29 protein-coding genes are annotated in these 25830 nt (G+C 35.4%); 7 read left to right on the top strand and 22 right to left on the bottom strand.

The features are described 5' to 3' along the window. Positions 1-36 precede the first annotated feature (36 nt). Complete coding sequence (locus tag ACFVR1_RS16040; protein ID WP_387585449.1) at positions 37-501, bottom strand: hypothetical protein; 465 nt, start codon at positions 499-501, stop codon at positions 37-39. Positions 502-667: 166 nt separating this feature from the next. Between ACFVR1_RS16040 and ACFVR1_RS16035 the strand changes: the two genes are divergently transcribed. After that, positions 668-1378: a class I SAM-dependent methyltransferase gene (locus ACFVR1_RS16035; protein ID WP_387585448.1), complete on the top strand. Its 711-nt coding sequence runs from the start codon at positions 668-670 to the stop codon at positions 1376-1378. On the opposite strand, the gene ACFVR1_RS16030 is transcribed toward ACFVR1_RS16035, so the two are convergent. Beyond that, positions 1368-2210: a DUF2268 domain-containing putative Zn-dependent protease gene (locus ACFVR1_RS16030; RefSeq protein ID WP_387585446.1), complete on the bottom strand. Its 843-nt coding sequence runs from the start codon at positions 2208-2210 to the stop codon at positions 1368-1370. The genes ACFVR1_RS16035 and ACFVR1_RS16030 overlap by 11 nt on opposite strands. Before the next feature lie 176 nt (positions 2211-2386). Between ACFVR1_RS16030 and ACFVR1_RS16025 the strand changes: the two genes are divergently transcribed. After that, positions 2387-2659 carry a hypothetical protein gene (locus ACFVR1_RS16025; protein WP_387585444.1) on the top strand — a complete coding sequence of 91 codons (273 nt, stop codon included), beginning with the start codon at positions 2387-2389 and terminating at the stop codon, positions 2657-2659. A gap of 517 nt (positions 2660-3176) precedes the next feature. On the opposite strand, the gene ACFVR1_RS16020 is transcribed toward ACFVR1_RS16025, so the two are convergent. The 8 genes from ACFVR1_RS16020 to ACFVR1_RS15985 all read right to left on the bottom strand — a co-directional run bounded on the left by ACFVR1_RS16020 (position 3177) and on the right by ACFVR1_RS15985 (position 8724). After that, entirely contained in the window at positions 3177-4310 is a 1134-nt protein-coding gene (locus ACFVR1_RS16020) for a bifunctional cystathionine gamma-lyase/homocysteine desulfhydrase (protein ID WP_387585443.1), read from the bottom strand. A 1-nt stretch (position 4311) separates the two neighbouring features. Then, positions 4312-5244: a PLP-dependent cysteine synthase family protein gene (locus tag ACFVR1_RS16015; protein WP_387585441.1), complete on the bottom strand. Its 933-nt coding sequence runs from the start codon at positions 5242-5244 to the stop codon at positions 4312-4314. Beyond that, positions 5244-5714 carry an S-ribosylhomocysteine lyase gene (locus ACFVR1_RS16010; protein WP_387585440.1) on the bottom strand — a complete coding sequence of 157 codons (471 nt, stop codon included), beginning with the start codon at positions 5712-5714 and terminating at the stop codon, positions 5244-5246. The genes ACFVR1_RS16015 and ACFVR1_RS16010 overlap by 1 nt, the downstream gene beginning before the upstream one ends. 12 nt (positions 5715-5726) lie before the next feature. Next, on the bottom strand, positions 5727-6365 hold the full coding sequence (locus tag ACFVR1_RS16005) for a class I SAM-dependent methyltransferase (protein ID WP_387585438.1): 639 nt from the start codon (positions 6363-6365) through the stop codon (positions 5727-5729). 179 nt (positions 6366-6544) lie between these two features. Next, positions 6545-6796 (bottom strand): hypothetical protein, encoded by a 252-nt coding sequence (locus tag ACFVR1_RS16000; protein ID WP_387585437.1) that lies wholly within the window; start codon positions 6794-6796, stop codon positions 6545-6547. A gap of 117 nt (positions 6797-6913) precedes the next feature. Continuing rightward, positions 6914-7411: a GNAT family N-acetyltransferase gene (locus ACFVR1_RS15995; RefSeq protein ID WP_387585435.1), complete on the bottom strand. Its 498-nt coding sequence runs from the start codon at positions 7409-7411 to the stop codon at positions 6914-6916. Between the two features lie 33 nt (positions 7412-7444). After that, positions 7445-8050 carry a protein kinase gene (locus ACFVR1_RS15990; RefSeq protein ID WP_387585434.1) on the bottom strand — a complete coding sequence of 202 codons (606 nt, stop codon included), beginning with the start codon at positions 8048-8050 and terminating at the stop codon, positions 7445-7447. 176 nt (positions 8051-8226) lie between these two features. After that, complete coding sequence (locus tag ACFVR1_RS15985) at positions 8227-8724, bottom strand: GNAT family N-acetyltransferase (RefSeq protein ID WP_387585432.1); 498 nt, start codon at positions 8722-8724, stop codon at positions 8227-8229. 166 nt (positions 8725-8890) lie between these two features. On the opposite strand from ACFVR1_RS15985, the gene ACFVR1_RS15980 reads away from it, so the two are divergent. From ACFVR1_RS15980 to ACFVR1_RS15970, 3 genes are read left to right on the top strand one after another with little or no spacing between them, the layout of a single operon-like run. Continuing rightward, the gene (locus ACFVR1_RS15980) at positions 8891-9031 is read left to right on the top strand and encodes a hypothetical protein (RefSeq protein ID WP_387585431.1); all 141 of its coding nucleotides are present in this window, start codon (positions 8891-8893) and stop codon (positions 9029-9031) included. Between the two features lie 31 nt (positions 9032-9062). After that, a complete protein-coding gene (locus ACFVR1_RS15975; RefSeq protein WP_387585430.1) occupies positions 9063-10064 on the top strand; it encodes a S66 family peptidase in 1002 nt (333 codons plus the stop codon). Continuing rightward, the gene (locus ACFVR1_RS15970; RefSeq protein ID WP_387585428.1) at positions 10064-10600 is read left to right on the top strand and encodes an HAD-IIIA family hydrolase; all 537 of its coding nucleotides are present in this window, start codon (positions 10064-10066) and stop codon (positions 10598-10600) included. Before ACFVR1_RS15975 ends, ACFVR1_RS15970 begins: the two co-directional genes overlap by 1 nt. A gap of 226 nt (positions 10601-10826) precedes the next feature. On the opposite strand, the gene ACFVR1_RS15965 is transcribed toward ACFVR1_RS15970, so the two are convergent. Genes ACFVR1_RS15965 through ACFVR1_RS15950 form a run of 4 tightly spaced genes read right to left on the bottom strand, consistent with a single transcriptional unit; the run spans position 10827 to position 13582 of the window. Further along, a complete protein-coding gene (locus ACFVR1_RS15965; RefSeq protein ID WP_387585427.1) occupies positions 10827-11579 on the bottom strand; it encodes a hypothetical protein in 753 nt (250 codons plus the stop codon). A gap of 1 nt (position 11580) precedes the next feature. Beyond that, positions 11581-12336: an ABC transporter permease gene (locus ACFVR1_RS15960; RefSeq protein ID WP_387585425.1), complete on the bottom strand. Its 756-nt coding sequence runs from the start codon at positions 12334-12336 to the stop codon at positions 11581-11583. After that, positions 12333-13058: an ABC transporter ATP-binding protein gene (locus ACFVR1_RS15955; protein ID WP_387585424.1), complete on the bottom strand. Its 726-nt coding sequence runs from the start codon at positions 13056-13058 to the stop codon at positions 12333-12335. Before ACFVR1_RS15955 ends, ACFVR1_RS15960 begins: the two co-directional genes overlap by 4 nt. Next, positions 13055-13582 (bottom strand): GNAT family N-acetyltransferase, encoded by a 528-nt coding sequence (locus ACFVR1_RS15950; protein ID WP_387585422.1) that lies wholly within the window; start codon positions 13580-13582, stop codon positions 13055-13057. The genes ACFVR1_RS15955 and ACFVR1_RS15950 overlap by 4 nt, the downstream gene beginning before the upstream one ends. Before the next feature lie 128 nt (positions 13583-13710). Between ACFVR1_RS15950 and ACFVR1_RS15945 the strand changes: the two genes are divergently transcribed. Next, on the top strand, positions 13711-15066 hold the full coding sequence (locus ACFVR1_RS15945) for an amino acid permease (RefSeq protein ID WP_387585421.1): 1356 nt from the start codon (positions 13711-13713) through the stop codon (positions 15064-15066). A gap of 336 nt (positions 15067-15402) precedes the next feature. Here ACFVR1_RS15945 and ACFVR1_RS15940 read toward each other — a convergent pair whose 3' ends face one another. The 7 genes from ACFVR1_RS15940 to lplA all read right to left on the bottom strand — a co-directional run bounded on the left by ACFVR1_RS15940 (position 15403) and on the right by lplA (position 24680). Continuing rightward, complete coding sequence (locus ACFVR1_RS15940) at positions 15403-17379, bottom strand: S9 family peptidase (RefSeq protein WP_387585419.1); 1977 nt, start codon at positions 17377-17379, stop codon at positions 15403-15405. A gap of 114 nt (positions 17380-17493) precedes the next feature. After that, the gene (locus ACFVR1_RS15935) at positions 17494-19056 is read right to left on the bottom strand and encodes a fatty acid--CoA ligase family protein (protein WP_387585571.1); all 1563 of its coding nucleotides are present in this window, start codon (positions 19054-19056) and stop codon (positions 17494-17496) included. A gap of 113 nt (positions 19057-19169) precedes the next feature. Continuing rightward, a complete protein-coding gene (locus ACFVR1_RS15930) occupies positions 19170-21107 on the bottom strand; it encodes an FtsX-like permease family protein (protein WP_387585418.1) in 1938 nt (645 codons plus the stop codon). Next, entirely contained in the window at positions 21079-21852 is a 774-nt protein-coding gene (locus ACFVR1_RS15925) for an ABC transporter ATP-binding protein (RefSeq protein ID WP_387585416.1), read from the bottom strand. The genes ACFVR1_RS15930 and ACFVR1_RS15925 overlap by 29 nt, the downstream gene beginning before the upstream one ends. Then, positions 21812-22858 (bottom strand): sensor histidine kinase, encoded by a 1047-nt coding sequence (locus ACFVR1_RS15920; RefSeq protein WP_387585415.1) that lies wholly within the window; start codon positions 22856-22858, stop codon positions 21812-21814. Before ACFVR1_RS15920 ends, ACFVR1_RS15925 begins: the two co-directional genes overlap by 41 nt. Before the next feature lies 1 nt (position 22859). Continuing rightward, entirely contained in the window at positions 22860-23561 is a 702-nt protein-coding gene (locus ACFVR1_RS15915) for a response regulator transcription factor (RefSeq protein WP_387585414.1), read from the bottom strand. Between the two features lie 126 nt (positions 23562-23687). Further along, entirely contained in the window at positions 23688-24680 is a 993-nt protein-coding gene (gene lplA / locus ACFVR1_RS15910; RefSeq protein WP_387585413.1) for a lipoate--protein ligase, read from the bottom strand. 123 nt (positions 24681-24803) lie between these two features. Here lplA and yhfH point away from each other — a divergent pair, with 123 nt between their 5' ends. Further along, on the top strand, positions 24804-24929 hold the full coding sequence (yhfH, locus tag ACFVR1_RS15905) for a protein YhfH (protein ID WP_387585412.1): 126 nt from the start codon (positions 24804-24806) through the stop codon (positions 24927-24929). A 531-nt stretch (positions 24930-25460) separates the two neighbouring features. Here the strand turns inward: yhfH and ACFVR1_RS15900 are convergent. Continuing rightward, positions 25461-25808, bottom strand: a complete 348-nt coding sequence (locus ACFVR1_RS15900; RefSeq protein WP_387585410.1) for an NIPSNAP family protein — start codon at positions 25806-25808, stop codon at positions 25461-25463. Positions 25809-25830: the final 22 nt, after the last annotated feature.

Here is a 25830-nt window from a genome sequence, read left to right as displayed (position 1 = left end):
CTCCCAATAAAAAAGAGCACCGAATTGGCACTCTTTTTAATTCACCTCAATTACAAACGCATAAAAAGCATCGCCATGTGAAACATTTTTCTTATTTTCATCCATCCACCATACTCCGTAAGAATAATAATATATACCTTTTTCTTCAGGTGCGATAATATGATTTTCTTTCAATTCAATATCAGTTTCCTTATTTTCGGTCATCCGCACAACATGGAATTCATTAGGTTGAGGTTCATAATTCATTACGAACGTTATTAGTTCGCCTGGCTTTACTCTAATAGGTGGAGCATCTGCTAAAAGATCAACTGGTCCAGCGGTATCAACACATGCACCTGTATTTCCATTTTGCCAACAATAAGAACCTAATTTTGTCTCATATTTTTCATTCCCTATTGAAATCATGACTGTTGGCGGCTTATCTCCAACTATTTGTTGGCTTGAACAACCTATTAGCGTTAGTACTACTAATAAGGATAAAGTAAATATTCGATAGTTCAATTTTACCCACTCCCCTCTCTAAATAAGTAGACGGTCATAACTAGATATAGTTACTAATTTTTCTAAAAGAACCAAATTCACTCAGTTTTTTTGTAAGTCCCCTATACATCTACAGTAATATTTTTTTTGCATACTATAGTTTTAATAAATATAGGAGGTAATCTAATTGTCAAAAACTTATTTAGATTTATTAGCATATTTCGGAATTGGTGGGGCGCATCCTGGAGGTTTCTCGTTAACCAAAACATTATTGCAAAATGAAAACATTCTTCCTACCGAATCTGTACTAGATATAGGTTGTGGAACGGGACAGACAGCAGCTTTCTTAGCCGAACAATTCAAGTGTCATGTCACTGCCATTGATAATCACCCAATAATGATAGAGAAAGCTAAAGAACGATTCAAAGAGAGTGACTTCATTGTCAATGTGATGGAAGGAGACGCACAAAATTTAAATATTGCAGATAGTACATTTGACTATATTATCGCAGAGTCAGTTATCGTTTTTACGGATATTTCAAAGACGTTAAACGAACTTTCCAGAGTTCTAAAAAGTGGTGGAAGTATGATAATCATTGAAATGACAGCTGAACAAAATCTATCAGAAGAATTAAGAAGAAAAGTTTCCAATCTCTACGGCATAAATGAAATTTTAAATGAGGAAGAGTGGATATCGAGATTACAGGATTTAGGGTTTACCCAAATTGATATTATAAATACCCCAACTGAACTTGTTCCAAGTGAAATAAATGACATAAATCAATCGGAAAACATCCAAGCAGATCTCTTTGACTTGTGGGAGGAACATAATAATTTTTTGTTTCATTACCACCATTTAATAGGCTATCGTGTATTTAAATGTCAACTCACAAGATAGGAAAGTTAGAACCTGCAATTATCTCATCAGCAGATTTTGTATACAACTCACCTGTAGGAAAAGGGCCGTGGTTTTCTTGAAAGCTATTTACAATATGATAACCCAAATGATAACCAATCCATCGAGGAAGCTCACTTCTATCCTTACCAAACAAAAAACGATGATGTTTTGTAATTCCCTTAACATTTAGCGAAGGTATAAAATGTTTGTTCCAAAAATACAGAGCTTCTTCATACGAATAATATTTTGTCCATGGGGCTAACCATTTTTCACCATGTAATTCCTTCACAGAATACTCTCCAAGTCCTTCAATTATAAGTGAATCTTTCAATGTAATTTTATCTGTCATCAAATCTAAACGTTTTAATCGACAAACATGATTATATTCATGAGCTAATAGTGCCTTTATCTCATCTTCCATGAGATCTGTTGATAAAAATAAAAAAAGTGCATTTTTATATGCTACCCCATTCTTAGTAGGTATTTGCTCTCCCAATTTAAGATTAGCTTTTTTTATAGGAAAAATGTAGATGGAAACCTTTGGACCCTTCCATAACTTTCTTAAATATTTATATTCTTGTTTCACTAAATGCCAAACTTTCTTTGACTCCATTTCCTTTACTGTACTTTTTACTGTTAACCATTCTTCAGGATCAAATAATCCTTGCAGTAAAAGTTCATATTGCACAACTTCTGAATTTATATTCGGAAAACATTCCTTAAGAGGATCACATATTATCTCACGTTGTATGTAAGATTTATCTTTTTCAGACTGTTTCTCACATAATTCTACAAAATTATATAGCCAAGATTGTGTTTGAATTACCGACATACTTCTCATCCTTTTCACTTTTTCTTTATCATATGCATTTTTTTATCCTTTGTTTGTCAAACTTCAAATTATCATTGTTCTCGATTTACTAGACAAATGTCTATTACGCAACATTATTAAATGCATATGTTAATAGAACATACTTGTATGTAGAAAGTCTTGAAAGGAGGATTGAAATGAATCACTCTCATTTATATAATCAATGTTGTAAATATCATGGGCAAAGAGTAAGAATTACTGGTCGGGATGGTAGAGTTCATGTAGGTGAAATTACTAGAGTTAATAGACAAATGGTTTGGATTCGACCTACCCAAGGTCTTGGCGGCTATGGTATGGGTTACTATGGCGGATATGGCGGATATGGCGGATGGGGATGGGGCGGATTTGGAATTGGCTTCGCTTTTGGTGCAATTACAACAATTGCCCTTGCAGCAGCATTTTTTTGGTAAGACATCCAATACGACTTTAGGATTACACATGCTCAATTTAAAACTAAAAAAGGGAATAGGTTATCAGATTATTCCATTCCCTTTTTAGTATTTCTCTTCCTAACTCCTTATTCATACTACTTTTATTCTTGAAATTAGGAGAAGCTTTTCTTTTGATATACGCTTTTCAAAATCTACAATCCCTACTAAGTAGATATTTTGAGTTATTCTGTTTTTTCTGAGATACTCATGAGATTTTTTGAGATACTCTGAGATTTTCTGAGATACTCCGTGTTTTTCTGAGATACTCATGAGATTTTCTGAGATACTCCGTGATTTTCTGAGATACTCCGTGATTTTCTGAGATACTCCGGGATTTTCTGAGATACTCTGAGATTTTCTGAGATACTCCGAGATTTTCTGAGATACTCCGAGATTTTCTGAGATACTCCGAGATTTTCTGAGATACTCCGAGATTTTCTGAGTTTATTAAACAAAAAAAGCACACCACTCCTCGAAAGTGGTGTACCGTGTTTCTTTATTCTAATCCTTGAATTAAATCTTCCAATAAATCTTCTACATCTTCAATTCCAACCGAAATTCGTACAAGCCCGTCAGTAATTCCTAACTCCAAACGACGCTCACGAGGAATGGATGCATGAGTCATTCTTGCTGGAACCGAGATTAAACTTTCAACTGCCCCAAGGCTTTCTGCTAGTGTGAAATAACGAAGCTTCGATAGTAGTGCATCTGCTTTTTCTTCACTTCCAACATCAAATGAAATCATTCCGCCAAAGCCAGTCGTTTGCTTTTTCATTAATTCGTGACCTGGGTGATTAACTAGACCTGGATAATATACTTTTCCAACAGTTTCATGGTTATTTAAAAACTCTGCAATTCGCTGGGCGTTTAAATTATGCTCTTCCATTCGTAAACCAAGCGTTTTAATGCCGCGCATTAGTAACCATGAATCTTGTGGTCCGAGCACTGCACCAACAGAGTTTTGTACAAAATGTAAGTCCGTCGCAAGTTGCTCTGAATTCACAACCACTAACCCAGCAACCACATCACTATGGCCACCTAAATACTTCGTTGCGCTATGCACAACAATATCAGCTCCGAGTGCAATTGGCTGTTGGAAGTAAGGGGTTATGAACGTATTGTCCACAATTGTAAGTAATCCTTTTTCTTTGGCAAGTTTCGCGATTGCTTGTATATCTGTAATTTTTAATAAAGGATTTGTCGGTGTTTCTAGAAAAATAGCTTTCGTATTTTCTAAAATAGCAGCTTCCACATTAGTTAGATCACTCGTATCTACAAATGTTGCTTCAATACCGAAACGGTTTAATACTTTTGTCATGACGCGATATGTTCCACCGTATACATCATCCGTTAATATAACGTGATCGCCTTTGCTAAAGAGCATCATAATCGAACTTGTTGCAGCCATACCGGATGCAAATGCAAAACCAGCCACGCCACCTTCTAAATCACTAATCAATACTTCTAACGCATGACGAGTAGGATTTCCAGTACGTGAATACTCATAGCCTTTAAATTTTCCGACTGCTTCTTGTTTATACGTACTTACTTGATAAATAGGTGTTGATACAGCACCTGTTGCCTCGTCCCCTACAATTCCTGCATGAATAAGTTTCGTTTTTGCACGCATATTATTTCTCCTCCTTAAATAATTCGTATACTTTCAGACTTAAATAACGCTCGCTCGAGTCTGGGAATATTGTTACAATATGACTTCCTTCATTTGCAGTTTCTGCTTCTTTCATTGCCGCATAAAAAGCTGCTCCTGAAGAACTTCCAACTAACAAACCTTCTTCTTTCGACAAAGCTTGTAATTGTGCAAATGCATCTTCATCACTCACTGTATGAATGGCATCAAAATAAGAACGATCCATGAAGTCCGGTAAAAATTCCATTCCGATTCCTTCGGTCAAATGAGATCCTACATCCCCACCATTTAAAATTGAACCAACTGGCTCTACTATGACGGTCTTAACATCTACATTTTGCTCTTTTAAAAATGTTGCTGTACCCATAAATGTTCCACCTGAACCAGCACCTGCAACAAACACATCTATTTTGCCATCTAAATCACGCCACAGTTCAGGACCGAGGGTTTTTGTATAGGTAGCAGGATTGGCAGGATTCGAAAATTGAGATGGTGAAAAAGCATTTGGTAATTCATTCACTAATTCACGTGCTTTCTCAATGGCACCTTTCATTCCAAGTGCTGTATCCGTATTAACTATTTCTGCTCCTAAAGCGCGCATCAATGTTTGTTTCTCTATACTAAATTTCTCAGGAACAACAAACATCACTTTATATCCTTTTCCGATTGCAGCTAAGGCAATTCCTATTCCTGTATTCCCAGCTGTTGGCTCAATAATCGTTCCACCAGGCAATAGTTTTCCAGTTTTCTCTGCGTCCTCAATCAACGACATTCCGAGACGATCCTTTACACTTCCACCAGGATTTAAATATTCGAGCTTGGCAAATATCCGACAATTATTAGGAATCGGAATATGCGTGATTTCCACAATTGGTGTGTTTCCTATCAATTCTTGTACACTACTATAAATGTTCATTACGCTTCCTCTTTATAAATTTGTCGCCATTCATCTTTTTTCTCAAGCATGTCAGCGGCAATTTCTTTTGCACCTTCTAAGCTATGGCTTGCTGCCCAGCCACACTGAACTTCATTACAAGCTGGAACTACTGTCGCTTCCAACACATCCTGTAATGTCTTTTCAATTATTTCTAAGATTTCATCATAGTTTGTATGATTTATAACTGATAAATAAAAGCCAGTCTGACAACCCATTGGGCTAATATCTACTACTTGCTCCGTGTGGTTACGAATATTTTCTGCCATCAAATGCTCAAGTGAATGTAAACTAGGCATCTCCATATGTTGTTCGTTTGGTTGTTTAAATCGGATATCATATTTATAAATTTCATCGCCATGAATGCCAGCTTTTGTTCCTGCTAAACGTACAAACGGTGCTGCTACTTTCGTATGATCTAAGTTAAAACTTTCTACATTCATTTTTTTCATTTTCAACGCTCCTTATTTTTTTGTTGCATCCATTAACCAAACAAAATCATTCATTTTTAGGAAGCTTACTTGAAATCCTGCATCATCAAATAGCTTCGTTAGGATAGGGATAGTAGTATAGTATTCTCTTAATAAGTCGTCAGCCACGTTATGGAAACCACGATTTCTTTCTTTTATAATTTGATCTTTTTTTGCATCCTCTGTAATAAAAGCAGTATCCGCAAATACTACTTTTCCGTTTGTAGGCAAAAGCTGAGCATATGTCCTTAAGGCTTCTCCTTTTTCCTCATCCGTTAAATGATGAAAAACATATGAGCTAACAATTGCATCTATATTTTCAGTCGCTACATTAAATTGAAGTAAATCTCCATCTATTATTTTCGTCGCAGGAAATCGATCTGCGGTTACTTGACGCATCTTCGTATTAGGTTCAATACCTATGACAGAGTTACCTGCTTCGATTAGCTTAGCTGTTAAATTTCCAGTCCCAGTTCCAAATTCAATAACAGTGCCCGAAACACGTTTTGCTACTTCACTTAAAATAGTTTCATAGCCTTCGAATACATCGCGATATTCGGGATCTTCACCAGAAACAGATGCATCATAAGAGTGTGCCCATTCATCAAAAATTTCTACAAATTCTCTACCCATAATCAGACTCCTTTTAGAAACATATTATTCCTAGTTGAATACTTTGTTTTAGGCTTAACATTAATAGTTATAACATAATAAGAAAAATTGTCAAATAAAAAAGAGCTCCTCCTATGCGGAGAAGCTCTTTTAAAATTTTCCAAAACATGAGATGAAATTGTGCAGAATATAGACGAAAATTATTCTTGGTTATTTCTTTTCTGAGCAAGTTCATATTTTACACGCATCTTCCACTCGCTGAAGTGTGTTAGGATGTAAAACACCATGCTATAAATTCCTGCAAAGATTATTATTTCTACTAAAAAGCTGGATAAAGATACCCAATTAAAATTTTTAAATAAAGTATAATGAAAAAAATCTAGCTTATATATTGTCATTTCCGCAATTATTTTTGTGATTATTCCCGCAAAAAAATACTTCCAAAAATTCAAAAATATCTCCACCTTTTGAAACTCTTATATGCAGCATTAAAGTCGTTATTATAAAGATTGTTCTTATTATCTTAAACTTAACTAGAAAAAAATTCCTGTAAAGAAACGTGCTTTTTTTTAATCCTCTGTACCCCATATATTCAAAACCATTCGAACTGTTTGTAAAGTATGTCCATCAAAATCATCACCAAATTCAGAAACAATTTCAAAACCTTTTGCTTTGTAAAAAGTCATACCAATTTTATTATCTTTTTCCACATTAATAAAAATTTCTTTTACACCTTCTAAGCCAATTCCTTTTTGTAACAAGGAAGATCCTATCCCTTTTCCTTGATACTCTGGATATAAATAAATTGCACCTAGCTCCACTTTTCCATCTTCTCGTACAGGAGAGTAGTTCGCAAAGCCAACAACACCATTATTAACTTCCGCCACAAACATGAACGACCCTTCTAAACGCCTTTTCATCATGTCATCATTATAAGCAGACTTTAAAAAGCTTTCTTGAATTTCCAAAGGAATAATTCCTTCATATGTAGCATGCCAGCTAACCTTAGCAACCTGTTGGACAGCCTGTATGTCTTCCTTCTGCATAGTACGAATAACAAAATCCATCATTATCCCTCTTTATTTAATTTAAGTATGAAACTATTCTTTACCACAAGCAAAGCACCTTCTATCTAGATCTGTATCACCGTAAATACGAAGTTCCTTTTCATTTCCACAGACCATACATTTTTCATAATATATTTGTGGTAAAATCCCAACTTCGGCCAAAGGTACCCATTCCTTCTCATATAACGCTTTTGTCATTCCATAATCTATTAATACAAAATATCCATTCTCATTTAGCCCATAATTACCGCTATCCTTTAGGTCGAAACCATCATATTCCATGTCGATTAATTGTATTGCATCTCTTAATTCTTTTGTAAATCGTGTATCTTTGCTTATTTCAAGATCATATGATTGTGCGTCAATTAATGACAGGTTAGAATAATATTTTTGGATAGAGATTTGCTCATCTACATATACGATCTCTGCTATATAATTAGTAAGATCTTTCCTATTTAATTTTGTAAATATGTTATATTCATTTTTCGATTGTTTAAAACCTATCGGATGTAAATGTTTCTTGATAACAAAATTTTTATATCGAAATACCTTTCTTGTAGAACCAATTCCAACAAATGTTTCATTAGTACAAAGATTATGTAGGTTGTCTATAATAAACTGAATATCTTTTTCTAGCATGCTTTTTCCTTTCGATACCCTAATATTCCTTTAATTTATTAATCCTAAGAGCTTTCCTCATTTTAGAAGAAGTATCTGTTTCGTTCTATTAAAATCATTTACTATATATTCCTTTGGAGTTTTAATTCAAAGTTTGGCTTAGTAACATACTACTAGTTAAATTGTTTAAAAACCCTTTAATTATCGTCTGTCTTATATCCTTCATTTATCGCATGCCAATCTAGTGGTCTAGCCATGCTGTTTTCAACCCACTCTAGTGGTTTGAAGCCATATTGGGCATATAGAGAATGAGCATCTCTTGTTGCTAGATGAAAGCTCGTTCCTTTTAAGTTAGGATGTTCGGTTATGATACTCATCAACCACTTACTAAGACCACGGCCTCTGTACTCAGGAAGTATAAATACATCCCCTAGCCACGAAAATCTTACAAGGTCAGAAACAACTCGTGCAAAACCGATCTGCTTTGGGGAGCCAGTAGTTGGGTCTCCTTCATAAACACCATAACAAAAAATAGAATTTTCAATTGATGCTATAACTAATTCTTTCTTGACACCCTTTAGCCAATAGGATTCCTTTCCTAGAAAATTATGTATAAGTTCCACATCTAGTAGCTTTTTATCAGTACTAATATAATATTCATCTCTATTAAACAACTTAACATGTTCAGTTACCATCAGTTCCTTACCCCCATATATTAACTAAGAGTTTCTCTATTCTCCAAGAATTCTTGCTAATACTCTTTCTGAAAATTCTATTTTAATAGTATCTCATATCGTCTATAATTGTAAATACTTACCTATACTTACAAAGCATACTACTATAATTAAAGGAGTGAATTGCTTGGGAAATCTTGAAAGGGAATATCCGATTCTAAAAGAAGATCGCCGTCGTAAGGAAAGTAAAAACAAGAACATTAAATCTCTTATTGTGTTAGGAGTTGGAATTGTTGGCATCCTTCTTAAGTTTCTGTTCTATAATTAATGTAAAGAAATATTAAAGGAGAATCTATACTATGACACTTTTAAACCGTTTAAAACCAGGTGATAAGATTGGGGTTTATTCGCCTTCATCACCTATCACTTATTCATCTCCAAAACGTTTTGAGAGAGCTAAATCTTTTTTAAAATCGAAAGGTTTTGAAATTATCGAAGGAAATTTAACTGGGAAACATGATCACTATCGCTCCGGAACTATACAGGAGCGAGCAAATGAATTAAACGAACTTATTAGAAATCCCAACATTCGTTGTATTATGTCAACGATTGGTGGTACAAATTCCAATGCACTTTTGCCGTATATTGATTATGATGCTTTCAAGAAGGATCCAAAAATCATAATTGGCTATTCTGATGCAACAGCTATTTTGCTCGGAATCTATGCACAAACAGGTATACCGACGTTTTATGGTCCAGCACTGGTTCCTTCTTTTGGAGAATTTGAACCTTTTCTTCATTATACATACGACTATTTCCGTGACATGTTAATAGAAGAGCAGCAAGTTCCTTTTCCTTTTCCAGTACCACCTTATTGGACCGATGAGCCATTAAATTGGGAAGTTAAAACAGAGGACAAGCAACTGAGAACCAATGATTGGATTTGTGTAAACGAAGGTATTGCAGAAGGAAGATTAATTGGGGGCAATTTAAATACGATGCACGGTATATGGGGAAGTCCATATATGCCCTTTATCCAAGAGGGGGATATTCTTTTCTTAGAAGATACGATGAAGACTGCTTCTGTTATTGAAAAGAATTTTAACCTCCTAAAATTAAACGGTGTATTCGATCGTGTTTCTGGAATTATATTAGGAAAGCATGAACTTTTTGATGATCAAGGAACTGGAAGACAACCATATGATATTTTAGTTGAAACGATTGGAAAAACATCTATTCCCATTCTTGCAGACTTTGATTGTTGCCATACGCATCCAATGCTAACGATGCCAATCGGACGAAATGTGAAACTAGATGCAACAAATAAAGAAGTAATAATGATGGAACAGTGGATAAAATGATGAATGTTGAAGATATACAAGCTGTTTTCATAGATCGGGATGGGACAATTGGCGGTACTGGTCATTTTATTCATCCGAAGAATTTTAAACCTTATGACTTTAGTGAAGATGCATTTCAATTACTTCGAGATCACGGAATCAAAACCTTTGCATTTACTAACCAACATCGAATAAGTCGTAAAGAAGCTTCTCTACAGGATTTTCAAGAAGAGTTCCTTTCTTATGGATTTGATGATGCATTTATTTGTCCCCATAGTGAACATGATAAGTGCAAATGTCGTAAACCTAATCCAGGAATGCTGTTAGAAGCTGCTAAGAAACACAATTTAGACCTTAAGAAATGTGTTGTAATTGGTGACGTCGGCGACACTGATATGTTGGCAGCCCATGCCGTGGGAGCAGGGAGAATATTAGTGTTAACGGGTTGGGGGAAAAGTTCTTTAAATCAATATCGTGATGCTTGGAAAGACGTTGCACCTGATTATATTGCATCAAATTTATTGGAAGCCGTGCGATGGCTGTTAAAAATTGATTAATATCCTGTTCTTATTTTTAAAAAACGACCATTGAAGAAAAATGGTCGTTTTTTCTGGATAAAATACCCTTTTCCAACTAATCATACAATTTTTCCAACTAAATGCTCTAAAATTCCAACTAAGAAAGATATTTTTCCAACTAAACCTCTCTAAATTCCAACTAAAAAATTTCTAGTAAAAAAAGCAGGGAGGAAACTAGTCCTCCCTGCATTTTGCAGTGCATAACTCATTCTTCAACATACTTCCTCAAAATCGGCTCTAAGTAGTCTTCTTTTAATGATGAGTCATTTTTAATGAATGATTCTACGCTATCGCTATTTAACAAGACTAAAAGAAATTCCTCGAATTCAGGTTGTTCTCCTGTTTCAATTAGACTCTGATTATGTCTTTCAAATAATATTTTCAGTTCTTCGGAAGTATTGTCAACTTTAAGTTCGAACATCACTGCCCAAGAATCATATGTCCCTTTATGCTTTACAAACTTTGGACTAAAAGATTTTGTATGTGGCGAATCAATACTTAAACCCATTTCTTCTTTTAATTCTTTTCCAATACTTTTCTCCAAGTTAAATACTGAGCCTTCTAAATCAGACTCATCTAATCCCCCACCAGTAAATTGTAATCGTCCAGGTGTCGCTGTATTTTGATTCATCCGTCCGAACGCTATATAGTTATCACTCGTGATAACGGCTACACATGTGAAAATGACTTTGCAAGGAAACGCACAATCTTCATGCCGAATTGTATATAAAAAGTGTTTATAGTCTGTTTTCACAACTGTTACTTGGAGTTCTTTCTGCGTTTTATTGATTTGTGTTATCGTAAATACTTCTCCGTTACGTAAGTAAGAATTTTTCTCGATTTGTGTATCCCAATATTTCTGGTGCTGCTCCCGAATATTTAATGGTAATTGTAAAGGTGTTGGATCATATTTAACTGTAACTTGTGCTGGCGTTTCTTCAATTAATATGGGCTTCATTTTATTGCCTCCAATTCTTCAATTGCAAGTCCTTTGTAAATAGATTCTTATAGCAAAGCACGCTAAGAATCATACTTGTGATAGCGGATGAGCTAGTAAATACGAAAATGATTAATAGCTGATATCGAACAGCTTCCACTGGATCTGCTCCAGCAATAATCATCCCTGTCATCATCCCGGGAAGTTGGACAAGTCCCACCGTTTTCATAGCATCAATTGTTGGAATCATGCTGAATTTGACGGAACGTTTTAGTACATCTTGCACCGCTTGTCTACTCGTAGCACCAAGTGAAAGCAATGTTTCGATTTCCCCTTTTGAGCTTTCCGTTTCTCGTTTTAATTGGGTTAAAAATAAACCACATGCAACCATCGCATTGCCTATTGTCATCCCGCTCAGTGGAATGATGTATTGAGGTGTTGCTTCGATAATTTGCAAACCAAGTAAAAGTGCCATCATTAGTATTTCCATCGTTGCAATTGAGAGGATGATCCTCCAAACTACTCCTGTCATACCTTTTGCCCTTTTTGCTGCATTTAAAGCAGCAACGACAATCATAATGCAAATAATCAATACAATAAAAATTAAATTCTTTGATTGAAATACAAATTGCAATACATAGCCGACCGCTAAGAGCTGAATAGCCGCTCGAACAGTTCCACTTGCAATGTCCTTCTCCAAATCAAGCTTTTGCCAGACAGAAACAAGCATCGTAATGACAACAAATAGTAAGGTGAAACTTAATGCTAATAAACTCATAAGGTCACCCAATTATTCACGTTTCGATTTTCAAAAAACTGTTCCGTCCTTGTGTCTATCGCAAGTTTTCCGTCTTCCATGTACCAAATACTCTCACTTATCTTCTTTGCTTGTTCTGTATCATGCGTTACCCAAATATAGGACATTCCTTCTTCCTTTTGACACCTCAATAAAAGCTGCTCCACTTTCTCCTTACTTTGCTGATCGAGTGATGCCGTGATTTCATCAAGAAGTAAAATAGAAGGTCTTAATAATAATGAACGAACTAAAGCGACTCTTTGTTTCTCTCCTCCGGACATATCTGTTGCTTGTTTTCCCCAATCTATATTTGCGAGCCCTACATTTTGCATTAGCTCTTGAGCAAACTTTTCATCAAATGCACTATTATGTAACTTACTTACCGTTTTTAAATTCTCCAAAATTGTTCCTGGAAGCATGACTGATTGTTGTGCAACATAAGCTATATTTTTACGCCAAGCACGAGTATCCGTGGTCTTAGCAGAAATACCATTGAAGTAAATATCACCATTATCTATCGTATCAAGTAGTGCAAGTGCTCGAAGTAAAGTGCTCTTCCCTTGCCCTGATTTACCTAATAAAGCAATGCAGTCTTCTTGATGAAGAGTTGCTGTAATATGTGCAAATAAAAAATGGGGGCTGTTCTCCTCATTGATATCCCAATGATTTTTCGAAACATTCTTTAGTTCTAATAAAGCCTTCATATTCGGGATTCCCATTCTTCTCTTAGTATCCCCATATGTATGGAGTCATAATAAACCCCATTATAAAATCGACATTTGCGAAGTGTTGCTTCCATTTTCATCCCTAACTTCTCCCCAACTTTTATCATTCGTTCGTTTCCTGACCAAGTCGTATAGCCTACTCTTACAAGGGGTAATTCATTAAATATATGAGTAATCCACATTCTCATGGCTGCTGTCCCTACTCCGCCGCCCCAAAATGCTGGTTCATAAATGACAATTCCTACTTCAAGCCAAAGCGATGCTTCGTGTTCCCAGTAATAACATAGCGACCCTACAAGTTCTCCGTCTACATATATCCCCCATAAATCATCTTGATTTATATATTGATCTTTTTTCTCTAAAAATTGTTCGAAGGTCTTTGGTTCGTAAGGAAAATAAGGGGCATCCCATTTTTTCCATTCTGGTGCTGATTCTTTTGCACTAAGCTCCCATAATCGCGGGATTTCCTCTTCTACTACCGGTTTTATCGTTATTTTTTTCAATTTATTGCCCCCCTGACCTCTTTACATATACATAATTTTAACACAATATCGATAATATAGACTGTTCCCTCATTTACTCAACTGTGGTAGATTGTTATATAACAAAATAATAAGGAGTGACACACATATTGAGCGGAAATCAGCAATTACAACGTGGTTTAGAACAACGGCATATCACATTAATGTCTTTAGGTGCAGCGATTGGTGTCGGCTTATTTTTAGGTTCCGCTACTGCGATTAGGTTAGCAGGACCTGCAATTCTTATTTCATACATAGTTGGTGGGTTTGCAATTTTACTAATAATGCGTGCACTTGGCGAGATGGCTGTGCACAATCCAGTAGCAGGTTCTTTTAGTAGGTATGCTAAAAATTATTTGGGACCTCTTGCGGGCTATATTACTGGATGGAATTACTGGTTCTTATGGGTAGTTACTTGTATGGCTGAGATTACCGCAGTAGGTGTGTATATGAAAATGTGGTATCCAGGCACACCGAGCTGGATTTGGGCATTAACTGCACTTGTCATAATGACATTGGTTAATTTAATCGCTGTAAAAGCATATGGAGAGTTTGAGTTTTGGTTTGCATTTATTAAGATTATTGCTATTTTAGCAATGATTTTTGTCGGGTTAGGTGTCATTATTTTTGGACTTGGAAATGGCGGAGTAGCTGTTGGTATTAGCAACTTATGGTCGAATGGTGGTTTTGCACCTAATGGTATAAAGGGTATTTTAATGTCCTTACAGATGGTAATGTTTGCTTACTTAGGGGTTGAAATGATTGGTGTAACAGCTGGAGAAGCTAAAAATCCAAAAACTGTCATTCCTCGTGCAATCGACACTGTATTTTGGCGCATATTATTGTTTTATGTTGGAGCTTTATTCGTTATCATGTCTATTTATCCATGGGACGAGATTGGCAATAATGGAAGTCCATTCGTTTTGATGTTTGAGAAAATTGGAATTGGGCCGGCTGCTGGTATTATTAACTTTGTTGTATTAACAGCAGCATTATCGAGCTGCAATAGTGGTATTTTCAGTACAGGGCGTATGTTGTTCAATTTAGCTGAACAAAAGCAAGCTTCTGCTTCTTTCAAAAAAATTAGTAGGACCGGTGTACCTTCCAAAGCAATTCTGTTCTCCGCGGCATTATTGTTAGTAGGTGTGATCTTAAACTATCTTGTTCCAGAAAAAGTATTTATATGGGTGACGAGTATATCAACTTTCGGGGCTGTTTGGACTTGGGGTATTATTTTATTATCACAATTAAAATTTCGTAAAACACTTTCTAAAGGTGAGGTTTCAAGGTTAACATACAAAGCATTATTTTATCCGCTTGGTTCGTACGCAGCACTTGCCTTCTTAGTATTAGTGCTTGGTCTCATGGCGTACTTCCCAGATACACGAATTGCGTTAATCGTAGGACCTATATGGATTATCGGATTAGTCTTTGTCTACTTTAAAAAAGGACTCGATAAGAAGTGATTCTCTTAGTAGATTGATCGATTGTTGGAAAAGATTGATCGATTCTTAACAATGATTGATTGATTCACTCAAAAAGCCCTTCATTTCACCATCGAAATGAAGGGCTTTTCTTTATTCTCAAGAGATTTGCTCTAAATAGGTCAAACATATGCAACAGATTACGATATTACCGGTGATCATCCGATTTTTGTGGCCTATCATCCGATTATTGTTACTCATCATCCGATTATCGACATTCATCATCCGATTCTCACTGCCGGTCATCCGATTATTAGCTATGGTCATCCGTTTCCCCAAAAAGCCCTTCATTTCACCATCGAAATGAAGGGCTTTTCTTCAAAGGTATTTCTCAAACCATCCTGTGATTTGCTCTAAACGTGTCAATCGTAAGTTTGGTAAACCTGTGCGCGACAAATTGTGATCCGCTTGAGGGAAACGGACGAAGCTTGTTTCTTTCCCTATTGCTTTTAATGTAATGTATAACTGTTGTGCTTGTTCGATTGGGCAACGGTAATCATTTTCACTATGCAGAATTAGTAAAGGTGTTTCCACATTGGAAGCATATTTCAATGGTGATGCATCCCAAAGCTTGTTAATATCGGTCATGTCTGCTCCAATTTGCCAAGGAGTAAAGTAGTACCCGATATCAGATACTCCGTAAAAACTTATCCAGTTCGAAATGGAACGTTGTGTTACTGCAGCTTTAAAACGATTTGTATGACCGACAATCCAGTTTGTCATAAATCCGCCGTAACTTCCTCCAGTTACACCTAGTCGTTTATCATCAATCCAGTCATTTTCTTTCAATACTTGATCGAGGCCAGCCATTATATCCGCATAATCTCCACCACCATAATCACCGCGAACACCATCAACAAATGTTTGGCTATAGCCATGACTTCCACGCGGATTCACATATAGCACGCCATATCCTTTTGCAGCTAATAACTGAAGTTCATGGAAAAATGTATTCCCATACATGGCATGAGGTCCTCCATGTATTTCCACAATGAAAGGATACTTTTTCCCATCCTCAAATCCTGCAGGTTTCATTAACCAGCCGTGCACATCCCAATCATTAGCACCTTTATAAAAGATCGCTTCCGGTTTGACAAGTTCGACGTCATTTACATATTCTTCATTAAATTTAGTAAGAACAGTTCTTTCACCAGTCGACAAATTCTGCTTAAATAATTCCCCGGGAAATATTGGGTCGCTTATTGTCAAAAGAGCGTACGTTCCTGATCGATTCACATCAAATCCATACACATGTTCATCTTCTCCCGTAGCAGGATACAGTTCTCCTTCTAAAGAAGCGAAATAGAGGCGAACATCTCCCATTGTTGATACTTGGAAATATAGATGATTATCTTCAGTCCACACTACATCCGGTGCACTTGCCCCTTGTTGAAAGTCAGCTACAGATAAATCACCAACTGGTGCATCTATACCTTCCGTTAATATTTGACGAATGCCAGTATTTGTTTCGTATACATATACCTCTGCATGAGTTGCATTTTGGAAAGTTCGTGGCATTCCAACAAATGCAATATATTGATCATCCTTCGAAAACGAAGCACCACCAAAATAACCATCTTCATTTATAATTTCTGTTTCTTCTTTTGTTTCCGGATCTAGAAGGTATACTGGTTGGCGGAATGAAAAATCTTGATTCTCTTCACGATTTACACCGATTACTAGTTTCTTCCCATCATGTGAAACTGCTTGTAAATTATAGTTAAAATTACCTTCTGTAAATTGAGTTATTTCTTCGGACTCAATATTAATCCGTCCAATATGCTTATACATGTCTTTCGGTAATAGACCTGCCCCATCTGCATGGTATTTCATTTTGTCTACAACATATGCTTCTGGCAATTTTTTCTCTTCTTTTTCTGGTTCATCTGTCCACTTTCTTCCTTCTTTTAAGGAAGCAGAAAACCAAATTTTCGTTCCACAAGGTGACCATAGAAAACTAGCTACCCCATTTTCTAAATCAGTCACTTTTTTTGCTTCTCCTCCACTTGTAGGGAGAATATAAACTTGGTTCTTTTCTTCTCGATTAGATAAGAAAGCGACATATTTTCCATCGTTCGACCACTGCGGAGAAGAAACTCGTTCTTTCTTATGCGTCCATTGAGTAATATTTTCCGTATCCAAATTTAAGTGATATAAATATGCATAATATTTATTATCCTTTTCATCCATTTGTGTTCGAATAAAAACTGCTTCTTTACCATTAGGTGCAAATACAGGGCTTGTTATAGAATGCAGTTTAAATAAATCTTTTGCTTCTAATTTTCTTTTTGTCATTATATATCCTCGCTTTCAATATCTATCTTTGATTTATTTCGACACTCGAAATCATTTCCCTGCTTATTACATAAAAAAACTACTCCTTTTTTAGGGGAGTAGACTATTATTCTTTTAAATAGTTTGTTTTTTTAATGAACGACGTAATATTTTACCTGTCGTATTTTTTGGCAGTTCTTCTAAAAACTCGAATCGGTTAGGAACTTTATATTTAGTTAATTTTTCAGCACAATAATCATGAAGTTGCTCTTCTGTTAATGATTGGTCTTTTTTCACTACAAAAGCCAACACTTCTTCTCCAAAGGTAGGATCTGGTATCCCAACTACAGCCGCTTCTATAATACTTGGATGTTCAAATAGTACTTCCTCGACTTCACGTGGATATACATTATATCCTCCAACTATAATCATATCTTTCTTACGGTCCACAATATAGAAATACCCTTCCTCATCCTGTCTTGCTAGATCTCCAGTGTACAACCAACCATCGCGTATAGTATTTTCTGTCTCCTCAGGCATTTTATAATAACCTTTCATTACATTAGGTCCTCGCACAATTAGCTCTCCAACTTCTCCTACTGGAACTTCTTCGCCGAGCTCATTTACTACTTTATTTTCTACATTAACAATATTAGTTCCAATAGATCCAGGTTTACGTTCTCGGTCAACTGGATTGAAGCAAGTTACCGGGGACGCCTCGGATAATCCATAACCCTCTGAAACGCGAACTTTGAATTTTTTTTCAAAATTATGAAGTAATGCTACAGGTAGTGAAGATCCACCAGAAATTGCTAAACGTATCGATGATAAATCTTCCTCTTTTCCTTCTGGGAATTGATACAAGAAATTATACATAGTCGGAACACCAGCAAATACTGTTGCCTTCTGTTCTTTTGCTATTTTAAATATGTCTTGTGGGCTAAATCTAGGAACTAATAAAATGGTTGCACCCATAAAGAGTGGAGCATTAACAACAACTGTAAGCGCAAAAACATGAAATACTGGTAAAGTTGCAATAATGCGATCATTGGGATTAAAACTCAAATACTCCGCAACATCGCGAGCGTTTGAATAAATATTTTTATATGTAAGCATCGCACCTTTTGGTTGACCAGTTGTCCCAGAAGTATACAAAATTACTGCGTTGTCGTCTTCTAGTACTTCTACTGGTGTTGCACTAGGTAAACTATTACTGATTAATAATGTAAACGATTTCACTTTAACTTTTAAAGATTCTGGTAATGCTGCTAGTTTCTCCGCTGTATCGGGTTGTGTTTCGCAAATGATATAGTTTTCGACAGTTGTAAATATATCCGCTGCCTTTTCAACTAATGGTAGTAATGAGTCCAGTGCTATAATCGCTTTTGCATCACTATTTTTTACAATATAGCTAATTTCATCTGGAGTGTAAATTGGATTGATTGGAACTGCAGTTGCACCTATATGCATCGTTGCATATAAAGAAATAAGAAAATGTGGAGAGTTACCTAATAGAAACCCAACATTATCTCCCTTTTCAATTCCAAGTAACTGAAGTGCGTTTGCAAACTGTTTAACCGCTTGTTGAAATTCTGCATAAGTAGTATCTTTCCCCATAAAATGATAGGCTACTTTCTCCGGATGCTGAGTAGCAATTTGTTGAACACGTGAAACTAAACTCATATTCTCGTCCCCCATCTCATTTGAATGAATACTCATTCATTATCCCTAAATTCATTATATAAAAAAAGTTTTGACTATTCAATAATTAAAAGAATTTATTTTTTATTGAATAAAGCACCATGAAAAAATCATGATGCTTGAATATGTGCTATATATCTCCAGCGGATTAAATAAAAATAAGAAACTTGTATAACTGTGAAAGCTAATAACACGAATAGCATTTCTTTTGCAATGGATACAGCTGCTAAGTCTACCCACAAAGCTTGTAGATAAATAAATGAAAAAGTACTATGTACCATGGCAAGTCCCCATGGTAAAAAGAATTGAGGAATGAGTTGCCGATTGACGATCTTCACAAGCTCTTGGTCGGTTACTCCCATTCGTCTAAGAACATCGTATTGCTTTTTATCTCGTTCCAAATCAGTATACAATTTAAAATAAACGAAGCTACCAGCAGCAAGTAAAAGAACTGCCGCTACGAGTAAACCAGTGAATAACAATAAAGAAAATGTTGAACGAATGATGGAATAATTTAAACCAGGATTAACAAAGTAAAAAGGATTTGGGTTAATATTTGTTGTTCCCATCGTCGCAGCCATAATTTTATCAATTTCCGTTCCTACATCTTTTGTTCTAAGCCACTCAGGTACATGAAATGCATAAAAAGTTGATGTAGATTCTTTATAATCATGACCAAAAAGAGGTTCGGTTATAAGTTCGTAATCTTCATCACTGATAATGATAGTTCTATGTTTAATAACTAATGAAGGAAAAATATTCTTCTTATATTCCCCTATTAAATGTATCGGAACACTGCTTTCTTCTAGGACAGTTTGTTCCTCTTGCTGTGTAAGAATTCCAAAATCCTCTTCCGTATTTGATATTAATAATGCATCGCCTTGTTTCAAATCTACAAGTGGAAATTTCAGTGCAAGTGCTAAACTATTTAATTCCGATTCTTTTATAAGGTTTACTTTTTCATTTGTATTGGATGAGGTTTGTTTTTTGACATTGAATTTCACTAGCTCATAGGATAAATTTTCTCTTTGCAACTCTTGTGAGATTTCTATAATATGCTTTTTTTCAAAGGGATTATTCCATTCACTCGAGTAAAAAATACTTACAGGATTTAATTCACGATATTGTGAGGTAAATGAAGTAAAAGAGGTTACTACTCCTACTGACAAAAAAGCAATCGTGGATACAATTGTTACAACAAAAAACATGCCTGCATTTTCCCGTACTTTAATCGATCCCTCTGCAAACGCAATTAATCGAAACGGATGCCAATACAAGTTTTTCCTTTTACGTATTAGAATAATGAGATATAGCATACTATCTGTAAAAAAGAAGTAAGTGCCAATTGTTGCTAATACCGCGATAATAATTGTTAGCCATAAAGACATTTTTATTAGAGATAATATAACTAGACTGTAGGAAGCTAGGACTAAGGCTATTCCTAAAAACGCTTTCCACTTTACATATTCCGCTTGTTCATCAGGCTTCCAATAGCCTTTTAGTAATTGAATGATTTCTTTTTTTCGAATAAACACAACGCTACTAATAGAAATAGTAATGAACAAAGATAAGAAAACAATAATTGTTAAAGCAAATGGTTTCCACGACAAATATAGTGGGAGACTGTCTAATAAAAATAACTCACGAATAACCATAAAGAAAAACTTGGAAAATGAAAATCCCCAAAAAATACCTACAGTTATAGATATAGCTCCTAAAATCATCGTTTCTAAGAAAATCAGCCGATTTAACTGATTTTTTTCCATCCCTAAATTGAGTAATAACCCAAACTCTTTTGATCGTGCTTGTAAAAAGGCACTCATCGAATAAAACAAAAAGAATAATGTAAAAATAATTAGTACAATTTCTGCAATAAGCATTCCACCAAATGCAATATCTCTTAAAAATTTGTCCTCAATGTTAGGATGGAACATTAACATTGAATACATAAAAAATACCATTACAGAAAAAATACTCGCCATGAAAAATGCAGCATATACGCGACTGTTCCGAATTACATTATGATAAGCGAATTGTCGAAAGGTCATTTACGTTTCCACCTAATAAAGACAAGACATTTAAAATTCGTTGAAAAAATGTTTGTCTTCGATCATCTTTATAAATTTCATTAAAATATTCCCCGTCTTTTATAAAAAGCACACGGTCACAGTAACTAGCTGCAACTGGATCATGCGTGACCATAATGATCGTCGTCTGATTCTTTTTATTCACCTGGGATAATATTTCTAAAACGTCCTTCGCGGATTTAGAATCTAAGTTTCCAGTCGGTTCATCTGCAAGAATAATTGTTGGTTCATGTATTAAAGCCCGACCTATGGCTGTTCTTTGTGCTTGTCCCCCTGAAATTTCAGTCGGTCTTTTTTCTAAAATGGAAGATAAGTCCAGATGAGATGCAATTTCCTTCACCCTTTGTTTCATTTTCTCCACAGGTTGCCCATCGAGTGTTAAAGGTAGAACCATGTTTTCCTCTACAGTTAAGGCCGGAAGTAAATTAAAATCTTGAAACACAAAACCAAGTTGCCTTCTTCTAAAGAGGGATAGATCGTTCGTAGTTAGTTTTAAAGGATTTGTCCCATTAATAGTGATATCTCCCGAAGTGGGTGAATCAATTGTTGAAACAATATTTAACAATGTAGTTTTCCCACTACCCGAAGGACCCATTACTGCGAGAAATTCTCCTTTTTCTACTTCAAAGCTTATTTGGTTAATTGCAAGATGAGCTACTTTCCCCTCATATACTTTCGTCACTTCTTCGAGTGTTAATATCGACATCATGCTCGCTCCGTTCTTCTTGTTCTAGCTGTTTAAACACGATCGAGACGGTCGTTCCTTCACCAACTCTAGTATTAATCGTCATCTCATGTCCAAGACGATCACAAATTTCTTGTGCTAAGTATAAACCCATTCCTGTAGATTCTCCTGTTTTTCGACCATTCTCTCCAGTGAAGAATGCTTTTGTTACCCTTTTTATATCCGAAGTAGGGATACCAATACCTTCATCTCTAACAGAAAAGATGACCTGTTCATCCTTTATTGTCGTCTCAAAATAAACCTTTTTGTTTTCCTCAAACGTATACTTCACTGCATTTGTTAAAAACTGTGCTATGACAAAGCGAAGCCATTTCGTGTCCGATGTAATAATACAATTCCCTTCAATTGAAATAACTGGAAAAACATGATGAGTTATAAATAAGCGTTTATTTTCCGTCACAACTTGGCTAACTATTTGTTTTAAATCTACTAGCTCAATTTGCATATCCTCTTCGAACGTATCTAACCTTGCATTCATTAAAACAGCGTCTAGTCCTCTTTTTAACCGATCCGCTTCTTCCGATACACTCATTGAATCGATTTGATCTCCATTTTGTGCCATCAGCTCGAGTACAGAAATTGGTGTTTTCATCTGATGTACCCAACTATTCATAAACTGTAGATGCCTATTTTGCCTTGCATATAATAATTGCACTTCTTTCTGATAAAGCCGATAAATATGATGCAAGTACTTTTCTACCTGTTTAATCTCAGGGGATTGCGCTTCTCGTTGCAGAACCACTTCTATTTTTGTTGGTACGGAAAGTATCTTTTTATAAAAAGAATATTTCTTTACAAATAATGTTCCTAAAAAAGTAATCGTTAATATACTACTAATAACAATTGAATATATTGCTGTATCTAAGTTTCGAAACCCGTCTAGCCAATATAAGAGCATTATAAATAACACTAATAAAAATTGAAAAACAAGAAAGATTAAATGTTCTCGTATAAACAATCGGAACATATTAAGATTCCTCCGAACTGAGTATCAATCGATAGCCCGCTCCTCTAACCGTTTCTATTGTCGATGTGACATCATAATCAGCTAGCTTTTTACGAACCCTCGTCATATTCACGTTTAGAGTATTTTCATCTACGAATGACTGATCATCCCATAATTCTTCTAATAACTGCTCTCTTGTAACAAGCTTAGGATAATTTCTCATAAGCAACTCTAGAATTGTACATTCTTTCTTTTGCAGAGGTATTTCCTCTGAAGATATATGAAGTTCCATTCTCTCTAAAAATAATTGTAGCTTTCCTGCCTTAACAATACGTTCCTCTTGCTTTGCAGCATATTCGCCATAAGTTCTTCTTAAATGGCTTCGTATTTTTGCAAGGACGATTTCATAGTGAAAAGGTTTCGTAATAAAATCATCGCCACCATTTTCTAAAGCAAAAACTTGGTCCATTTCTCCTGATCGTGCGGAAACAAATATAATTGGACACGTTGTAAATTGACGGAGCTGGCGACACCAATAATATCCATCATAAGATGGTAAGTTTACATCTAATAATATTAAATGAGGGTCAAAAGCTTCAAATTCCTCCAAAATGGAATCGAAGTTTTGTATAGTATGCACTTCATAATGATATTTACGTAATGTTTCTGCAAGTAATGCAGCAATTTTTCGATCATCTTCTACAACTAAGATTCGATGTATCATCACATGGATCCTCCTCACAAACAGTCTCTCTCTATCATATCAAAAAAGAGCCCAACATACGTTAATATGTTAGACTCTTCCATAATTATTCAAAAACACCACGGCGTATAAACAAGCTAACGAAAATTAATAAATTAGTTGGACTAATTCTTCCTTAGAAATACCACCAAAATACTTTGGTACATCAATATTTTCAAGTGCCTTTTCAATTGCCTGTTTACTATACGGCTTTCCTGTCAATAGATCTTCTACTTCTTCCATATCACCAACACCAAAGAAGTCACCGTAAATCTTCACTTCTTCCATAATCCCTTTGTTCACTTCTAATCGCACATCTACACCACCTGTTGGAAAACGGTGAGAATGCTTCATATTAAACTTAGGCGATTTTCCGTAATTCCATTCCCATTGTTGATAGCGTTCTTCCGAAAGTTTATGGATATTTTCCCAATCTTCCGCTGTGAGCTCCCAATATTGAATATTCTCGGCTCCCCCGAAAATGGATGAAAGAATTTCAGTTCTAAATTTTTCAATTGTCATCGGTTCTTTTAGTAATTCAGCAATGTTTGTCACACGGCTTCTAATTGATTTTATTCCTTTTGATTCAATTTTTTCTTTGCTTACTTTTAAAGCAGAAACAACTGCATCAATTTCTGTATCGAACATTAATGTTCCATGACTAAACATTCTACCTTTTGTTGAAAACTGAGCATTCCCAGAGATTTTTTTACCTTCTGCTAAAATATCATTTCGCCCGGAAAGCTCTGCATCTACACCCATTTTTTGAAGGGCATCCACCACTGGTTGTGTGAACTTTTTAAAGTTACGGAAGCTATCCCCATCATCTTTTGTTAAAAAACTAAAGTTCAGATTCCCTAAATCATGATATACGGCACCGCCACCAGAAAGTCTCCGTACAGGAATTATCCCGTTACTTTCCACAAATTCAGTATTAATTTCTTCTATCGTGTTTTGATTTCTACCAATAATGATAGAAGGCTCGTTTATGTAAAACAACAGAAAAGAGTCTTTTTCTACATCCATTGTTTTCAATGCATACTCTTCAATTGCAAGGTTAATACGCGGGTCAGTAATTCCTTTGTTATCTATAAAATACATCTTCATCTCTCCTTTATTTTTATTTTAACCGAAAGTCCACTCGATATGTTGACAAAAGTGCTTGTGTTATATTACAATCCGTATAACTTAAACAGTTATATAACAGATGGAGGTGGAACAACTATGTTAGAAAACGTAATTGAATTTTTCCGAAACCTACCTGAAAAAAAATGTGTTACATGCGGTGAGAAAATTGAAGAGCAGCATGAGTGCTATGGAAATCAATGTGATAAATGCAATACTCTTTAATAAATATAAAATGCCTAATCCTTCTTTAAGTGCATTATCGGAGGAATTGAGTCACTTCACGCAGACTGTAAACAAACTCTATAAAAATCGAGTTTGTTTACAGTCTCTTTTCTTTTAAAAAATAAATGAATCAATTTCATTATTCAAATTTAGAGCATAAAACACGAACAATATTAACGTGAAAGCATGATTTCCGCTATCGGCGGACGCTTTCCGCGGGGGCGCCGCATTCGCGTCGTTTGCGATGTCTCATCTGTCTCACTCATCCCGCTGGAGTCGCCGCCTGTCGCTCCAATAATTTAATTGGTATTTATGAAATTAACTCAAATTGTAAGGAAAATCGAATCCCGAAAAAGAACTTTGCTTTCTGCATACAAACTAGCGAGCCTCCATCGCTACACTTCGTGCGGGGGGATGGCAAAAGATATAAAAAAACGCTGATTATTATATCAGCGTTTAATTATTTGATTATAAATATTTTCTTTTTCTTGATTGAACTAAAGCCATTAGTTGAAGAAGTAGTTAACATTATTAGTTATCTTTATTTAGAGTGGACACTAACGCTTCGTTTCTAACTTCCAAAATATACTTATTATGTACATGTTCTTTACCACCATTTTTCTCGTACCAGTCATTCACTCGTTTAACATGAGCACTGTCACCTTTTACATTATTCTCTATTTCTATGTAATCTTCATAACTGTCATATTCCCAAATGGCAAAAATTTCAACGGTATTATCTTTGTTATCCTTCATCCATCGCCCAACCAAACGTGCTCCATACCTTAGTTGGTTCGGTAAATTAGTTTGGTTGAAATGTTCATTTAATTTCTCTACAAAATTGCTTTTTACAGTATAAAATTTTCTCCTATAAAACATATACGAATCTCCAATTACATTT

This window comes from Psychrobacillus sp. NPDC058041, from assembly GCF_042885655.1.
Taxonomy (GTDB): Bacteria; Bacillota; Bacilli; order Bacillales_A; family Planococcaceae; genus Psychrobacillus.
Note: the sequence above shows the minus strand (reverse complement) of the source record. Positions and strands in the feature narration are given on the sequence as shown.

Bases quoted from the DNA above. Each gene is read 5' to 3' on its own strand.
- ACFVR1_RS16010 (WP_387585440.1), bottom strand. From the start codon at position 5,714: ATGAAAAAAATGAATGTAGAAAGTTTTAACTTAGATCATACGAAAGTA.
- ACFVR1_RS15965 (WP_387585427.1), bottom strand. From the start codon at position 11,579: ATGAAGCCCATATTAATTGAAGAAACGCCAGCACAAGTTACAGTTAAA.
- ACFVR1_RS15900 (WP_387585410.1), bottom strand. From the start codon at position 25,808: ATGTTTTATAGGAGAAAATTTTATACTGTAAAAAGCAATTTTGTAGAG.
- ACFVR1_RS16020 (WP_387585443.1), bottom strand. From the start codon at position 4,310: ATGCGTGCAAAAACGAAACTTATTCATGCAGGAATTGTAGGGGACGAG.
- ACFVR1_RS15985 (WP_387585432.1), bottom strand. From the start codon at position 8,724: ATGGTAACTGAACATGTTAAGTTGTTTAATAGAGATGAATATTATATT.
- ACFVR1_RS16030 (WP_387585446.1), bottom strand. From the start codon at position 2,210: ATGTCGGTAATTCAAACACAATCTTGGCTATATAATTTTGTAGAATTA.
- ACFVR1_RS15940 (WP_387585419.1), bottom strand. From the start codon at position 17,379: ATGACAAAAAGAAAATTAGAAGCAAAAGATTTATTTAAACTGCATTCT.
- ACFVR1_RS15955 (WP_387585424.1), bottom strand. From the start codon at position 13,058: ATGAAGGCTTTATTAGAACTAAAGAATGTTTCGAAAAATCATTGGGAT.
- ACFVR1_RS15990 (WP_387585434.1), bottom strand. From the start codon at position 8,050: ATGCTAGAAAAAGATATTCAGTTTATTATAGACAACCTACATAATCTT.
- ACFVR1_RS16015 (WP_387585441.1), bottom strand. From the start codon at position 5,244: ATGAACATTTATAGTAGTGTACAAGAATTGATAGGAAACACACCAATT.
- ACFVR1_RS15935 (WP_387585571.1), bottom strand. From the start codon at position 19,056: ATGGGGGACGAGAATATGAGTTTAGTTTCACGTGTTCAACAAATTGCT.
- ACFVR1_RS15925 (WP_387585416.1), bottom strand. From the start codon at position 21,852: ATGTCGATATTAACACTCGAAGAAGTGACGAAAGTATATGAGGGGAAA.
- yhfH (WP_387585412.1), top strand. From the start codon at position 24,804: ATGTTAGAAAACGTAATTGAATTTTTCCGAAACCTACCTGAAAAAAAA.
- ACFVR1_RS15920 (WP_387585415.1), bottom strand. From the start codon at position 22,858: ATGTTCCGATTGTTTATACGAGAACATTTAATCTTTCTTGTTTTTCAA.
- ACFVR1_RS15915 (WP_387585414.1), bottom strand. From the start codon at position 23,561: ATGATACATCGAATCTTAGTTGTAGAAGATGATCGAAAAATTGCTGCA.
- ACFVR1_RS15975 (WP_387585430.1), top strand. From the start codon at position 9,063: ATGACACTTTTAAACCGTTTAAAACCAGGTGATAAGATTGGGGTTTAT.
- ACFVR1_RS16025 (WP_387585444.1), top strand. From the start codon at position 2,387: ATGAATCACTCTCATTTATATAATCAATGTTGTAAATATCATGGGCAA.
- ACFVR1_RS15930 (WP_387585418.1), bottom strand. From the start codon at position 21,107: ATGACCTTTCGACAATTCGCTTATCATAATGTAATTCGGAACAGTCGC.
- ACFVR1_RS15995 (WP_387585435.1), bottom strand. From the start codon at position 7,411: ATGGATTTTGTTATTCGTACTATGCAGAAGGAAGACATACAGGCTGTC.
- lplA (WP_387585413.1), bottom strand. From the start codon at position 24,680: ATGTATTTTATAGATAACAAAGGAATTACTGACCCGCGTATTAACCTT.
- ACFVR1_RS15970 (WP_387585428.1), top strand. From the start codon at position 10,064: ATGAATGTTGAAGATATACAAGCTGTTTTCATAGATCGGGATGGGACA.
- ACFVR1_RS15960 (WP_387585425.1), bottom strand. From the start codon at position 12,336: ATGAGTTTATTAGCATTAAGTTTCACCTTACTATTTGTTGTCATTACG.
- ACFVR1_RS16005 (WP_387585438.1), bottom strand. From the start codon at position 6,365: ATGGGTAGAGAATTTGTAGAAATTTTTGATGAATGGGCACACTCTTAT.